The 13,441-nt window shown below is 73.3% G+C and carries 8 protein-coding genes; 2 read left to right on the top strand and 6 right to left on the bottom strand.

What is annotated here, in order from left to right; all coding sequences use genetic code 11:
- Nucleotides 1-21 precede the first annotated feature (21 nt).
- Nucleotides 22-663: an NAD(P)-dependent oxidoreductase gene (locus ACZ59A_RS37570; protein WP_470968359.1), complete on the bottom strand. Its 642-nt coding sequence runs from the start codon at nt 661-663 to the stop codon at nt 22-24.
- 147 nt (nt 664-810) lie between these two features.
- Here ACZ59A_RS37570 and ACZ59A_RS37565 point away from each other — a divergent pair, with 147 nt between their 5' ends.
- Nucleotides 811-1,716, top strand: a complete 906-nt coding sequence (locus ACZ59A_RS37565; RefSeq protein WP_470968356.1) for a helix-turn-helix domain-containing protein — start codon at nt 811-813, stop codon at nt 1,714-1,716.
- Nucleotides 1,717-2,089: 373 nt separating this feature from the next.
- On the opposite strand, the gene ACZ59A_RS37560 is transcribed toward ACZ59A_RS37565, so the two are convergent.
- Nucleotides 2,090-3,571 (bottom strand): NAD-dependent succinate-semialdehyde dehydrogenase, encoded by a 1,482-nt coding sequence (locus ACZ59A_RS37560; RefSeq protein WP_470968354.1) that lies wholly within the window; start codon nt 3,569-3,571, stop codon nt 2,090-2,092.
- Between the two features lie 99 nt (nt 3,572-3,670).
- Nucleotides 3,671-4,933, bottom strand: a complete 1,263-nt coding sequence (locus tag ACZ59A_RS37555) for an aspartate aminotransferase family protein (RefSeq protein ID WP_468050266.1) — start codon at nt 4,931-4,933, stop codon at nt 3,671-3,673.
- Nucleotides 4,934-5,157: 224 nt separating this feature from the next.
- Between ACZ59A_RS37555 and ACZ59A_RS37550 the strand changes: the two genes are divergently transcribed.
- A complete protein-coding gene (locus ACZ59A_RS37550; RefSeq protein ID WP_470968350.1) occupies nt 5,158-6,777 on the top strand; it encodes a PucR family transcriptional regulator in 1,620 nt (539 codons plus the stop codon).
- A 49-nt stretch (nt 6,778-6,826) separates the two neighbouring features.
- Here ACZ59A_RS37550 and ACZ59A_RS37545 read toward each other — a convergent pair whose 3' ends face one another.
- From ACZ59A_RS37545 to ACZ59A_RS37535, 3 genes are all read right to left on the bottom strand, one after another.
- A complete protein-coding gene (locus tag ACZ59A_RS37545) occupies nt 6,827-7,435 on the bottom strand; it encodes a LuxR C-terminal-related transcriptional regulator (protein WP_470968499.1) in 609 nt (202 codons plus the stop codon).
- Nucleotides 7,436-7,847: 412 nt separating this feature from the next.
- Complete coding sequence (locus ACZ59A_RS37540; RefSeq protein WP_470968348.1) at nt 7,848-10,658, bottom strand: ATP-binding protein; 2,811 nt, start codon at nt 10,656-10,658, stop codon at nt 7,848-7,850.
- Nucleotides 10,648-13,404, bottom strand: coding sequence for an AAA family ATPase (locus ACZ59A_RS37535; protein ID WP_470968346.1), 2,757 nt, complete (start codon nt 13,402-13,404; stop codon nt 10,648-10,650). The genes ACZ59A_RS37540 and ACZ59A_RS37535 overlap by 11 nt, the downstream gene beginning before the upstream one ends.
- Nucleotides 13,405-13,441 lie beyond the last annotated feature (37 nt).

Genomic DNA, 13,441 nt, shown 5'->3' with positions numbered 1-13,441 from the left:
TCGGGCGGTCGTGCGGAGGGGTCAGTAGGCGACGGAGATGCGGGCCTGAGGGTGCGCGGCCTTCTCGAGCTCTTCGACGAAGGCGATCGCGTAGTCCTCGGCGCTGATGCCGCTGTTGCCCTCGACGTCGGTGAGCAGGCTGTCACCGCCGATACGGAAGGTGCCGGTGCGCTCGCCCGGGGCGATGAGCGCGGCCGGGGATACGTACGTCCACTGCAGGTCGTCGGCCTCGCGCAGCGTCGCCAGCAGCGCCGCGTGGGCGGCGGCCTCGGGCTTGAACGCGTCCGGGAAGTCAGGGGTGTCGCTCAGGGCCGTGCCCGGGGCGACCTCCAGGGAACCGGCGCCGCCGACGATGACCACCCGTCGTACACCAGCGGAGCGCACCCCCTTGAGGACGGCGTCGAGCAGGGCGGTGAAGGGTGCGCGGGGGTCGGATCCGTCCCGCGGCGGGACCAGTGCGGAGGCCACCGCATCGGCGCCCTTGGCAAGGTCGGCGACCGTGGTGGCCGAGCCCGCGTCACCGGCGACCGCGGTCAGCTGCGGGCTGTCGAGGGGCGCGGCGCCGGAGCGGGAGACGGCCACCACTTCGTGGCCCCGGGCGACGGCCTCGGTGGTGATACGGCTGCCGACCATGCCGGTGGCACCGAACAGAACGATCTTCATGGGTGTCCTCTTTTCCGTGTGGTGTGCTCGACGGCAAGGAATCTGATCCGCTGCTTCACCGTTTCCGTCACCGCCAGGCCGTGCCCGGCGGCCGATATGCCTACGCTAAGGCCGCTTCCTGCACACTTCTGGATACGCTTGCGACTGATGATGGCCAAAAAGCGACACACTGGTCCCGGGAACATTCCCGAGGTCCCCTTCGCCGCCCCGGTCGGCACCCCGGCCGGGGTCGAAGTTCTGTCTCTGAGCGATCTGCGCCGACGCCTTCCGGCGGGCAGCCTCGCCATGCCCCAGCGCCCCGCCTTCCACCACCTGCTCCACGTCACCACCGGGACGTTGCGGCACACGGTGGACTTCGCCGCCTACGTCCTGCGGCCCGGTTCCTGGATGTGGATCCGCCCCGGCCAGGTGCAGCAGTGGGGCGACCTCACCGGCACCGAGGGCACCCTCGTGCTGTTCGAAAGGGACTTCCTCGATTCCGCCACCGGCGCCACCGTCCGTCTGGACGACATCCACGCCCCCGTCCTGCGCACGCCGACCGGCGACGCGGCCCAGGCACTGGACCTGGCCACCGCGCACCTCGCGCACGAGTTCCACGCTCTCGGACAGCTCCCCCTGGCCACCCACACCGCGGCACTGCGCCACCTGCTGGCCGTCCTCGTCCTGCGTCTGGCCCAGCCCGGCGGCTCGGCGGGCAGCCCGGCCCCGGAACCGGACGAGACGTATGTGCGCTTCCGGGACGCCGTCGAGCAGCGCTTCGCCCGCGCCCGCCGAGTGGAGGACTACGCCCGCCTGCTCGGTTACTCCCCGCGCACCCTCTCCCGCGCCACCCTGACCGCCGTCGGCCTCGGCGCCAAGGAATTCATCGACCGCCGCGTCGTCCTGGAGGCCAAGCGGCTACTCGCCCACAGCGATCACACCGCCAGCCAGATCGCCGACCAGCTGGCCTTCCCCAGCCCCACCCACTTCAGCAAGTACTTCAACCATCGCGTTGGCCAAACGCCCATCGCCTTCCGGACGGCCGTCCGCGGACACGTACATCTCGCCCGGTGAGGGCGAGAACCACAGCCTGGGGGCTTTCCCCTACCCGCCCCTTCCCGTAACCGGGGCTCCGCCCCGGACCCCGGTCCTCAAACGCCGGACGGGCTGGAGTCTCCGGCTCGGTCCCGGACCGAAGCCTCGGACACCGGACGGGGGTGACGGACAAGCTGGCGTGCCCGCCTCCGCCCCGGCCCGAAGGGCCGGACACCGGACCGGGGTGGCGGACGGGCTGGAGTGGTCGGCTCGGTTCCGGACCGAAGTCTCGGGCTCTGGTTCTCAAGCGGCGGACGGGCTGGAGTGCCCGCCCCTCAGGTCGCCGTGCGAGGGCTCCGCTCCCGGACCCGGCCCCGTAGGGCATCGGGGGTGATGCCCTACGGGGGCGGGGTCAGGCCGGGGTGGCGATGTACTTGTACTCGAGGAACTCGTCGATGCCGACGCGGCCGCCCTCGCGGCCGAGGCCGGACTGTTTGACGCCGCCGAAGGGGGCGGCCGGGTTGGAGACCAGGCCGGTGTTGAGGCCGACCATGCCGACCTCCAGCCGTTCGCTCACCCGCAGCGAGCGGTTGAGGTCGCGGGTGAAGACGTAACCCACCAGGCCCCATTCGGTGCTGTTGGCGGTGGCGACGACCTCGTCCTCGTCCTCGAAGGTGAGGACGGCGGCGACCGGGCCGAAGATCTCGGTCTCCATCAGCCGGCTGGCGGCCGATACTCCGGTGAGCACGGTCGGGGGGTAGAAGCAGCCGGGGCCCTCGGGGGTGCTGCCGCCGACCAGGACCTCGGCGCCGCGCGCGACGGCGTCGGCGACCAGTTCCTCGACCTTGGCGCGGCCCGTCCGGTCGATCAGCGGGCCCACGTCGACGCCGGGGCGGCTGCCGGGGCCGACCTCGAGGGCGCCCATGCGACGGGCGAGGCGGTCGGCGAACTCGGCGGCGACGGAGGAGTGGACGAAGAAGCGGTTGGCGGCGGTGCACGCCTCGCCCATGTTGCGCATCTTGGCGGTCATGGCGCCCTCGACCGCGACGTCGAGGTCCGCGTCGTCGAAGACGATGAAGGGCGCGTTGCCGCCGAGTTCCATGGAGGTGCGGACCACGGCGGGCGCGCACTGGCCGAGCAGGACACGGCCGACCTGGGTGGAGCCGGTGAAGGACAGCTTGCGGATGTGGCCGCCGGTCAGCAGCGGCTCCACGACCTCCCCGGCCCGGGAGGTGGTGACGACGTTGAGCACCCCGGCGGGCAGCCCGGCCTCCTCCAGGATGCCCGCGAGGGCGAGCGAGGACAGCGGTGTCTGCGGGGCGGGCTTGAGCACCATGGTGCAGCCCGCGGCGATCGCCGGGCCGATCTTGCGGGTGCCCATGGCCAGGGGGAAGTTCCACGGGGTGACGAGGAGACAGGGGCCGACGGGGCGGCGCATGAGCAGCATGCGGTTCTTGCCGTCGGGCATGGTGGCGTATCCGCCGTCGATGCGGACGGCCTCTTCGGAGAACCAGCGGAAGAACTCGGCGGCGTACGCGGCCTCGCCGCGCGCCTCGGCCAGCGGCTTGCCCATCTCGGCCGTCATCAGGGCGGCGAGGGAGTCGGCGCGCTCCATGATGAGTTCGTAGGCGCGGCGCAGGATCTCGCTGCGGGCGCGGGGCGCGGTGGCGGCCCACTTCTCCTGGGCGTCGAGGGCGGCGTCGAGCGCGCGCTGCCCGTCGGCGGGGCTGGCGTCGGCGACCTCGCACAGCACCTCGCCGGTGGCCGGGTCGTCGACCGGCATGGTCACGCCGCCGGCCGCGTCGGACCAGGACCCGGCGATGTACAGCTTCTTGGACACCGTCGCGAGGACGTCGCCCGCTGCGGGGAACGAAGGGGTGGGCAGGGCAGACATAGCGGCAATCTCCTTCTGTGGCCGCCGCCCGCGTGAGCGGCGGGCGGCGGCCGGGGTTCCCGAGGGTGACAGGGCGAGGGGCGTCAGGACGCCGTACGGTCAGGAGGTGCCGGAGGTTCCGGCGCTCACGGCGGCGGACCAGGCGCGCAGCCCCTCGTCGATCGCCGCTTCGTCGACGACCAGCGCGGGGATCATCCGGACCACATGGTTCCAGGCGCCGCACAGGAGCAGCAACAGCCCCTCGTCCACGGCGGCGCGCTGCACCCGGCCCGCGGTTGCCGGGTCGGGTTCGCCGTCCTCGGTGACGAACTCGCTGGCCAGCATGAGGCCGAGGCCGCGGACGTCGCCGATGGCGGGGGTCTTCGCGGCGACGTCCTCGAGACCGGAGCGCAGCCGGGCGCCCATGGCGTCGGCGTTGGCGACGAGGTTCTCCTCGCGTACGACGTCGAGGGTGGCCACGGCCGCGGCGCAGGCCACCGCGTTGGCGCCGTAGGTGCCGCCCTGGGAGCCGGGCCATGCCTTGGCCATCAGTTCCTCGGAGGCGGCGATGCCGGACAGCGGGAAGCCGCTGGCCAGGCCCTTGGCGGTGATCAGGATGTCGGGGCGGACCCCGAAGTGGTCATGGCCCCAGAACCGCCCGGTGCGGCCGACGCCGGTCTGCACCTCGTCGAGGATGAGCAGGAAACCGTGGCGGTCGGCCCGCTCGCGCAGCCCCTGGAGGAAGCCCTCGGTGGCGGGTACGTAGCCGCCCTCGCCCAGCACCGGTTCGACGATGATCGCCGCGGTGTCGTCGGGCGAGGAGATGGTCTGGAGGACGTAGTCCAGTTCCTTGAGCGCGAACCGGGTCGCGGTCTCCTCGTCCCAGCCGTACCGGTAGGCGGTGGGGAACGGGGTCACCACGGCGCCGCTCATCAGGGGCGAGAAGCCGGAGCGGAAGCGGGTCCCGGAGGTGGTCATGGACGCGGCGGCGACGGTGCGGCCGTGGAAGCCGCCGTGGCAGACCAGAATGTTCGGCCGGCCGGTGGCCTGGCGGGCGAGGCGCAGCGCGGACTCGACGGCCTCGCTGCCGGAGTTGTTGAAGAACAGGCTGTCGAGGCCCTCGGGCAGCACCTCGCCGAGCTTGGCGGTCAACCGCTGGAGCGGCTTGTGCATGACGGTCGTGTACTGACCGTGGATGAGGGTGCCGACCTGCTCCTGGGCGGCGGCGACGACCCGCGGGTGGCAGTGCCCGGTGCTGGTGACGCCGATGCCCGCGGTGAAGTCCAGATAGCGCCGTCCGTCCTCGCCGTGGAGGTAGGCCCCCTCTCCACGGACGGCGACCACCGGAGTGGCTTGGCGGAGCTGCGGCGACAGATTGGTCATGATCTCTCCCAACACCCACGGAACGCGGTGGACCGGACAGCTTCGGGACTTCTTCAGGACTTCTTCGAGCCTGCGGGAGCGGACCCGGGAAAGACAATGATCATTGTGTCGCGGGCAGGTGATCGGGTTGGACGTTGTGTCAACCGGAACCGGGTGGACACTTTGTCAAGGAGAGCCCCGATCGACGGTTGCGCCCGGTCGGCCGACTTGCCAGAGTGGCCTGCATGAACGGCTCCGCTCCGCTCACCCTCGGCGACGCGCTGCGGCTGCCGGTACTGGCCGCCGGGCGGCCGGAGGTGGTATCCGGCCATGATCAGCTGTCCCGTCCGGTCCGCTGGGTCCACATCACCGAGCTGCTAGACCCGGCGTCCTTCCTCAAGGGCGGGGAGCTGGTCCTCACCACCGGGATGCCGCTGCCGGAGGACCCGGCGCAGGTGCGCCGGTATGTGGAGGAGCTGGCGGACATCGGCGCCGCGGGCCTGGTCATCGAGCTGGTCCGGCGCTATCACGAGCCGCCGTCGGAGCTGGTGGAGACCTGCCGGGCCCGGGATTTCCCGCTCGTTCTGCTGTCCCGGAACGTGAACTTCGTGGAGGTCACCCAGATCGTCCACTCGATGATCATCGGCAGCCAGATCGAGACCCTGCGCCGGGCCCAGGACGTCCATGACACCTTCACCGCGCTGACCCTGCGCGGCGCCGAGCCGGACGAGGTGGTGGCGATGGCCGCCGAGCTGAGCGGCCATCCGGTGGTGCTGGAGAACCTGGTCCACCGGGCCGTGATCTGCGGGGCCCCGGGCCATGGCGTCGAGGGGGTGCTGACGGGCTGGGAGCGGCGGTCGCGCGGTACGCCCTCGCCCGACCGCACCGAGCTGCGCGGCCCGGAGAACTGGCTGGTGACGGCCGTGGAGTACCGGGGAGAGCGCTGGGGGCGGCTGGTGATGCTGCCGGATGCGGCGGGCGCTCCGGCGGTGGGTCCCGAGCACGCCATGGTCCTGGAGCGTACGGCCACCGCCCTGACCATCGCCCGGCTGACCCAGCACACCCGGTGGGAACGGCGCGCGCAGCGCACGCTGCTGCTGGATCTGGTCGAGCAGCGCTGCCGCTCGGCCGGGGAGGCGCGGGCCCGGGCCGAGGCGCTGGGCATGCGGGTCATGGGACGGCGGCTGATCGTCGTGCTCGTCACCCTGGCCCGGGGGCTGGGCGGCGAGGAGCCCGGGGAGCTGGAGGACCGGCTGACCGAGGAGATGGCCGCGGCCGGTGCCGCGGTGCTGATCGGCGCGGTGCCCGGCGATCACTTGGGGGTGCTGCTCGCGTTCCATCCGGCCACGCCCTGGCGTCCGTTGGTGGAGCGGCTGGGCCGTTCCGTACGGGAGTCCCATCCGGACGCGGTCGTGAGCGTGGGCTGCGAGGTGTCGGACCTGTCGCAGACCGCGCGCTCCTTCCAGCAGGCGGCGCGGGTCGCGGACGCCGCCGTCCCGGGCACGCCGGACAAGCCGTTCCATGAGCTGAGCGATATCGGGCTACGGCAGTTGCTGTACGCGCTGCGCGACGACATGCGGGTGCAGGAGTACGTGGAACGGCAGCTCGGCAGGCTGGTGCAGCACGACGAGCGGCATGGCACCGATCTGGTGACGACCCTGCACGCCTATCTGGACGCGGCGGGCAACAAGACGGTGGCCGCCAAGCGGGCGAGCCTGTCACGGCAGGCGTTCTACCAGCGGCTGCACGCGATCGAGCGGGTGCTCGGCTGCGATCTGGAGTCGGGCGAGCAGCGCACCCAACTGCATGTGGCGCTCACCGCGTTCAGCGTGCTGCGGCTCGCCCACGGCTCCGGTCCCTCGTGACGCGGCGGCGTGCGGGCCGCCTGCCGCCGCGTCACGAGGGACCGGCGGATCACTTCACGAAATCATCGACGACCTTCGGGGGCCAGGAGCCCACGTTGAGAACTCCCACGGAATAGGCGCGGGATACCAGGGCCGCCCGGTTGGGGACGCGCAGCTTACGGAGCAGACGCGTCACGTGGTATTCGACGCCCTGTCGGCTGAGATAGAGCCGGGAGGCCAGCGGAATGGTGGAGAGTCCGGCCGCTATGCCCTCCAGAATGCGTGCCTCGATTTCGCTGAGGATCTTCTTGCGGCTGGTCACCATGTCCAGCTCCTGGCCGCCCGCCACGGGCCGCAGCACCACCAGCAGCGAGGCGACGTGGGAGGTGCCCTCGCGTACGGCGACGGCGGTGAGCGCGCTGGTGAAGGCGGTGCCCTGGGAGCCGACGACGACCACCTGGGCGGCGAACCGGTGGCGGGTGCCGTCGACCAGCCGGGAGAGCTGCTGGCGCAGCGCCTGTCGCGCGCTGGGATGCGCCAGATCGATGAAGTCGCGCCCGCAGACGCTCATGGCGGAGTCACCGTCGAACTGCCGGAAGAACTCCTGATTCGCCTGCTGGACCGTCAGGGACGGGTCGAGACAGACGACACACGCCCCGGGCTGGTCGAACTGGCGCAGAAGATCCGCGTACTCGATCTGGTCGTATTCGAGCTCGTGGGGGGTTGGCCGAGCCGAATCTACTACTGCGGAAACTGCCAAGGGACTGCCATCCCTTCCTGTTTATCAATGACCCATAAATGACCGGGGACGAATGACCGGGGATGAATCCGCGGCTATTGCATTCGAATGTTTTTACTGATTCGAGACTAGGGAGATCCTCACCTATGAGTCAACGTCAGATGGGGTGGTGTCGCCCAATCCTGTGGTACCGCACCCCGGAGGTTCGGTCCGCACCGAAGGGTTTCGGTGGTCGGTTCGGTGGGTTCGCCGACCTGGGAAACTCGCCCGGATCCACCCCCACCCGGCCGGTGTCCGGGCATGCCGGGGAAGCCCACCCGAGGCCGGTTGGACACCCGTTGAATTAGCGCCGTTAACGCAGGATTTCCGAATCCAGGCGGGGCAGGATCTCCATCAGCTGGCGACGGCCGGATATGTCCAGCTTGCGGTAGGCGTGGGTGAGGTGCTTCTCGACCGCGCGGGAGGTGACACCGAGCCGACCGGCGATCTCGGTGTTGGTGAGACCGCCACCGGCCAGGGACACCACGGTGCGTTCGGTACGGGTCAGCGCGGCCTCGGGCCGCGGGGCGGGCGTACCGCGGCCCTGCTCGGCCTGCTCGACCAGCCAGGGCATGCCGCAGGCCGCGGCGAGGGCCCCGGCCTCCCGCAGGAGGGCCGCCGCCTCGGCACCGCCGTCCAGCCGCCGGGCCAGCAGGGCGAGCGAGCGGGCGAGTTCGAGTTCATTGGCCGAGGCGCGCAGCACGTCGGCCGATTCCCGCAGCAGATTGGTGCCCCGCGCGCCCTCGTGCAGCCGTCCCTTGAGCCGCAGGGCGCGGCCCAGCGCGACGGGGGCGCCCCAGACCTCGGCCCGGGCGTGCTCCTCCTCGGCGAGCGCCAGCGCCGTACGGGAGTCTCCGACGCGCTGCTGAAGGACGGCCGCCCAGGGCCGCCAACGGAAGAGGACGGGATTGTGCCAGCCCGCCCCCTCCAGCTGCCGGCCGCAGGCCATCAGGGTGTCCAGCGCGCTGGTCCAGCGGCCGTGCCGGGCGTCCTGGGACGCCTTGAGGAGCTGGAGCGAGGCGGTGAGCGCCAGGTTGGCGGACCGGCGCCGCCCGGCCTCGTCCAGCAGCCCTTCGACCAGTTCGGGGGCGTCGAGCTCCAGAGCGACGTCGGTGAGGGCGACGGTGGCGAGGATCCCGGCCTCCGACCAGTGCGCCCCGGCCAGCCGCATCGCGCGCTCGGCGGGCTCCCGGGCCCGGGCCACCCGGCCGCGCGCCACCAGCATCAGCGCCTGCTCGGCGTGGACGAGCGCGTCGACGGCCGTGACGTCCTGCCGCGGGGAGCGCCGCTCGGGCGCGGGCCAGGAGTTGATGAGACGTACCGAGTCGGTGGCGATCAGCGCGACCGCCACCAGCGGCAGCGGTGAGTGGCCCCGGTCCGCGGTGGCCGGTTCCCGCTCCAGGACGCGGCCCGCGAGCCGGGCGACCTCGGCCGCGGGCCGCCGGGTCGTGAGCATCGCGGCGTTGAGCAGCACGGCGGCCAGCTCGCGTTCGGCGGTCGAGCCCAGCGGCGGCTCCTCCCCCAGCGCCGACAGCCGCTCCACGGCCGCGGCCAGCTCCGCCGGGTCCTCGTACCCGGCGTACCACAGCCGTGCCTCCAGCCGCAGGGCCACATCGCGCGCCGAGCCGTCCAGCGCGGCCGCGGGGCCCAGGTCCTCGGCGACCTGGTGGAACAGATCGAGGACCGCGGGCGGCGCCACGCCCACGACGGTCGGGGAGATCCGCAGGGCGGCGGCGGCCCGGTGCCGTGGCGTGGTCAGCAGGGGTATCGCCTGGGAGATGTGGCGTTCGCACGCGGCCGGGTCGAATCCGCGCTCCGCGGTGGCCAGGTCGATCAGCAGCCGCCCGCGGCTCTCGCCGGACAGCGAGGCGTCCAGCAGCGCGCGCCGCAGATAGCGGGTGGCGATGTCCGGCGCGCCCCGGCGCAGCGCGGTGTCGCTCGCGGCCCGCAGCACCTCGACCGACCACGGGTGCTGTGAGGCGGTGACGGCCATCAGCTGGGCGGCGACCAGTTCGGCGGAGGAGCCGTTGCGGTAGAGGAGGGCGGCGGCGGTGTCGTGCAGCCGCTCGCGCTCGGCGACCGTCAGCGAGGACTCGACGGCGTCCTGCACCACGCGGTGGAGGAAGCGCGGCTCCTGCTCGGCTGCCAGCAGGCCGAGTTGGCCGAGGGCGCGCCGCGCGGCGGCGAAGCCGATCGGGTCGAGGCCCGCCAGCCGGGCCATGAGGTCGGGTTCGCCCTGGTCGCCGAGGACGGCGATGGCGGCGGCCAGGTCCCGTACCGGCTGCGGCTGGGTGCGCATGCACCCGGCCAGCCACTCGCGCAGCTGGGCGGGGCGCTGCCGACGGGCCGCCTCGATGTGCCCGGCGGTGGGGCGGTGGCCGGCCGCGGCGAGGGCCACCAGGACCGACCGCAGGAAGAGGGGGTTCCCGGCGGAGATCTCGTGGCAGGCGCGGGTGAACTCCTCGTCGCCCGGCTCCCCGAACTGGTCGAGGACCATTTCCCCGGCGGCCCCGAGGGACAGCGGCGCGGGGCGCAGCACCCGCTGTGCGCAGTCGGTGATCTCGCGCAGTGTCAGCTGCCGGGCCCCCGGGTCGCCGTCGCGAAGGGCGCAGACGAGTACGGCGCGCAGCCCGCGCAATCGTTTGACCAGGTAGGCGAGCCAGCGCAGCGAGGGGGCGTCCACCCACTGGAGGTCGTCCACCAGGATCAGCAGCGGGTTGTCGGCGCCGACGTCGGCCAGCAGGTCGCGCAGTCCGTTCAGCACCGTCTCGGAGAGGGTGACGGAGCCGCACTCGCCCAGCGGGAGGGCGTCGTCGGCGAGGACCATGCGGGCGAAGTCGCCGTGCTCGCGCAGCCATCGTTCGCTCTGCTCGGGCGGGGCGCCGGTCAGCAGGCTGTCGAAGAGCTGACGGACCACGCCGAAGGCGAAGTCCTGCTCCATCGGCGCGGCGTTGGCGCGCAGGACGCGGACGTCCTCGCCCGCCAGCAGGGGCAGCCGCCGCAGCAGCGCGCTCCGGCCGATCCCGAGTGGGCCGGTGAGCAGCAGCAGCGACGAGGTGCCCGCGGCGGCGGCGCCCAGGGCGTCCTGGACCTGTGCCGCCTCGGCGTCCCGCTCAAGCAACATCCGTGCCGTATCCCTCCGTCGCCCGCACCAGCGCATGGAGTTCCGTGCGCCCCTCGATCCGCAGCTTCCGGTACGCGCCGCTGAGCCGCAGCTCCACCGTGCGCCGGGTGACCGACAGCATCTCGGCGATCTCCCGGTTGCCGTGGCCGAGTCCGGCGAGGGTGGCGGTGCGGCGCTCGGGTTCGGTCAGCGTCGCCCAGGAGGGGTGCGGGCCGCGTCCGGGCGCGGCGGGCTGTCCCAGCCGTTCGGCGAGCGAGCGCACCCTCGCGCCCAGCCTGCTGGCGGGCCGGTGGGTGGTGGTGAACGTGAACAGCTCGGCCACCAGGGGGGCGGCGGCCTGCCGGTCCCCCGCGTCCAGTTCGGTGGTGGCCAGTTCGATCAGCGCCCCGGCGTAGGCGAGCCGGGCACCGGTGGGGCGCAGGGTGTGCACGGCCTCGCGGAGCAGGTGGGCCCGGGCCTCGCGGGCCACCCGCCCGGCGCCCAGCCGGGCCACGCCGAGGGCGCTGGCCGCGCCCCACCGCCGGGCGAGCTCCAGCTCCTCCCGGCTCAGCCGCTCGGCCTCCTCGTGGTCGCCGAGCGCGTGGCACACTTCGGCGGCCATCGAACGCCAGGGCAGGAGGGCGGGGTTGGCCCGGCCGTGGTACAGCATCCGCCTGCCGCAGCCGCGGAACAGCTCCAGCGCCTCGGGCAGTCGGCCGTCCCGGGAGGCCACCAGCGCCCTGGCGAACAGCAGATGGCCGAAGGACACGCTGTCCTGTGCCTCGGCCGGGGCGGGCGCGTCGGCCAGCTCCCTGGCCTGGTCGACGTGGCCGTTGTCCAGGGCGACGCTGATCCGCAGCGCCGTCAGATAGGAGAGGTGGTACGGATGCCAGTGGGCGTGGGGCAGTGCGCGCCCGGCGGCGGCGACGTCCCGTTCGGCCGCGTCGAGCCGTCCGCGCCGCAGGTTCAGTTCGCCCCGGACGGCCAGTGCGAGCCCGGCGGCGGCCCGGGCGCTGCGCCGCCGCAAGTCGACGTGCAGGGCATCCAGCCGCGCCTCGGCCTCGTCGAAGTCGTCGGTCATGAGCAGGACCCGCCCGGCCGTGAGCCGGGGCAGGATCAGCACGTCGCTGCCGGGCTCGCCGGGGAAGGCGCGCCGGGCCAGCTCCCTGGCGGTGGGCAGGTCCTCGCCGTGCAGGGCGAGCTGCCGGGCGCGGGCGGCGGCCTGCGCCGGGTCGAGGGGGCGGGCGGGCAACGGGGGGATCTCGGGCAGCAGCAGGTCGGCATCGTTGCCGCGGACGGGTTCGACGAGCCGGAACAGCCCGGCCAGGGCCTCCCGTTCGCCGTCGCGGGCCGTGGGCAGCGCGCTCACCACGGCGGCCCGCAGGGCTTCCACGGCGCCGCGGGCGAGGCCCAGGTCGGCGGCGCGCACCCGGGCTCCGGCGGGTGCGTCACCGCCGGGCCGGATGATGTCCACCAGCCGCCGGTCGCTCGCCTCGGGCGCGGCGAGCACCTCGATGGCGGCCAGCTCCAGGCCCAGTTGGGCGCGCCCCTCGGAATCCAGCGGCTCTTCCAGTGCGCGGGACAGGCAGGCGATGGCGTGAGCGGGGCGGGCGGCGCGCAGGGCGGCGGTGCCGGTGCGGCGCAGCACATGGATCACCCAGGGTTCGCCGAGCGGGCGGGCGGCGAGCAGCAGCCGGGCGATGTCCTCGTCGGGAACGGCCGCCCGGTGGGCGAGTTCGGCGGCCAGGGCGTGCAGTTCGGCCCGTTCGGCGGCGGTCATCTCCTCCAGGATCCAGTTCCGCACCTCCGGGCAGCACAGCCGCAGCCCGCTGCCGGAGGGGGTGGCGAGCCCGCTGGCCTCCAGCGCCGCGACCACTCCGGGTTCGCCCGCCGCGTGGGGTCCGGCGAGTGCGTACAGCAGGGGCAGGGGCAGGAGTTCGCCGCAGACGGCCAGGGCGCGGACGACGGCGACGGCGGTGTCGGACAGTCCGCCGAGCGCGCGGGCGGCGTACTCGCCGCAGATGGCCTCGATGAGCGCGCGCAGCTCCGGGCCGCGCGCGGCGACCGGTTCGAGTCCGCGGGCGGTGAACTGGCGCAGCCCCTCGTGCAGCACCATGGGGTTGCCCGCGCTGACCTCGCACGCCACTGCGGTGAACGCTTCGTCGCCGGGGCGTCCGCAGACCGCGGCGATCATGGTGGCGGCCTCCCGCGCGGTGAACGCGGACAGGGCGAGCTGCCGGGTGGGGACCGGGCCGGGGCAGGGGGAACCGTCGCACCATCCGGGGTGGCTGACGCCTCTGCCGCTCACCAGCAGCGCGACCGACTTCCCCGGCAGCCGCCGTACCAGGGCGTCGAACCAGCGCCGTGAGGCCGGGTCCAGCCATTGCACCTCGTCGACGACGAGCAGCGTCGGCCGGTCGTAGGCGCTGCGCAGCAGTTCGGCCAGGCCGGGCAGTCCGCCGTCCCGGCCCGGTTCGGCCAGGGCCGCCAGCGTGCGGTCGCTGAGCCCGTCCAGCGTCGTCAGCAGCTGCTGCACCACGCCGTACCGCAGTGCGCTCTCGCCCGGGGTGGCCCGCGCGGTCAGGGTGCGCAGCCCGCGCTCCTCGGCGAGCCGGGCCGCCCAGCGCAGCAGCGGGCCGCGGCCGAAGCCGGGTCTGCCGGACACCGTGACGACTGCCGGGCGGCCCGCCGCCAGGTCGGTGATGAACGAGTCCAGCGCCGCCTGCTCTCGTTCCCGCCCCGGGAACGGAACCCCGTTGAGCTGCATGGAGCGACTATATGTCGAGCACATATTCGGAGTGCGG

Source organism: Streptomyces sp. NPDC040405 (assembly GCF_055595765.1).
This window is presented reverse-complemented; position numbering and strand designations above follow the sequence as displayed.

Coding starts and splice junctions, on each gene's coding strand:
- ACZ59A_RS37540 (WP_470968348.1), bottom strand. CDS start 10,658: ATGTTGCTTGAGCGGGACGCCGAGGCGGCACAGGTCCAGGACGCCCTG.
- ACZ59A_RS37570 (WP_470968359.1), bottom strand. CDS start 663: ATGAAGATCGTTCTGTTCGGTGCCACCGGCATGGTCGGCAGCCGTATC.
- ACZ59A_RS37560 (WP_470968354.1), bottom strand. CDS start 3,571: ATGTCTGCCCTGCCCACCCCTTCGTTCCCCGCAGCGGGCGACGTCCTC.
- ACZ59A_RS37535 (WP_470968346.1), bottom strand. CDS start 13,404: ATGCAGCTCAACGGGGTTCCGTTCCCGGGGCGGGAACGAGAGCAGGCG.
- ACZ59A_RS37550 (WP_470968350.1), top strand. CDS start 5,158: ATGAACGGCTCCGCTCCGCTCACCCTCGGCGACGCGCTGCGGCTGCCG.
- ACZ59A_RS37555 (WP_468050266.1), bottom strand. CDS start 4,933: ATGACCAATCTGTCGCCGCAGCTCCGCCAAGCCACTCCGGTGGTCGCC.
- ACZ59A_RS37565 (WP_470968356.1), top strand. CDS start 811: ATGATGGCCAAAAAGCGACACACTGGTCCCGGGAACATTCCCGAGGTC.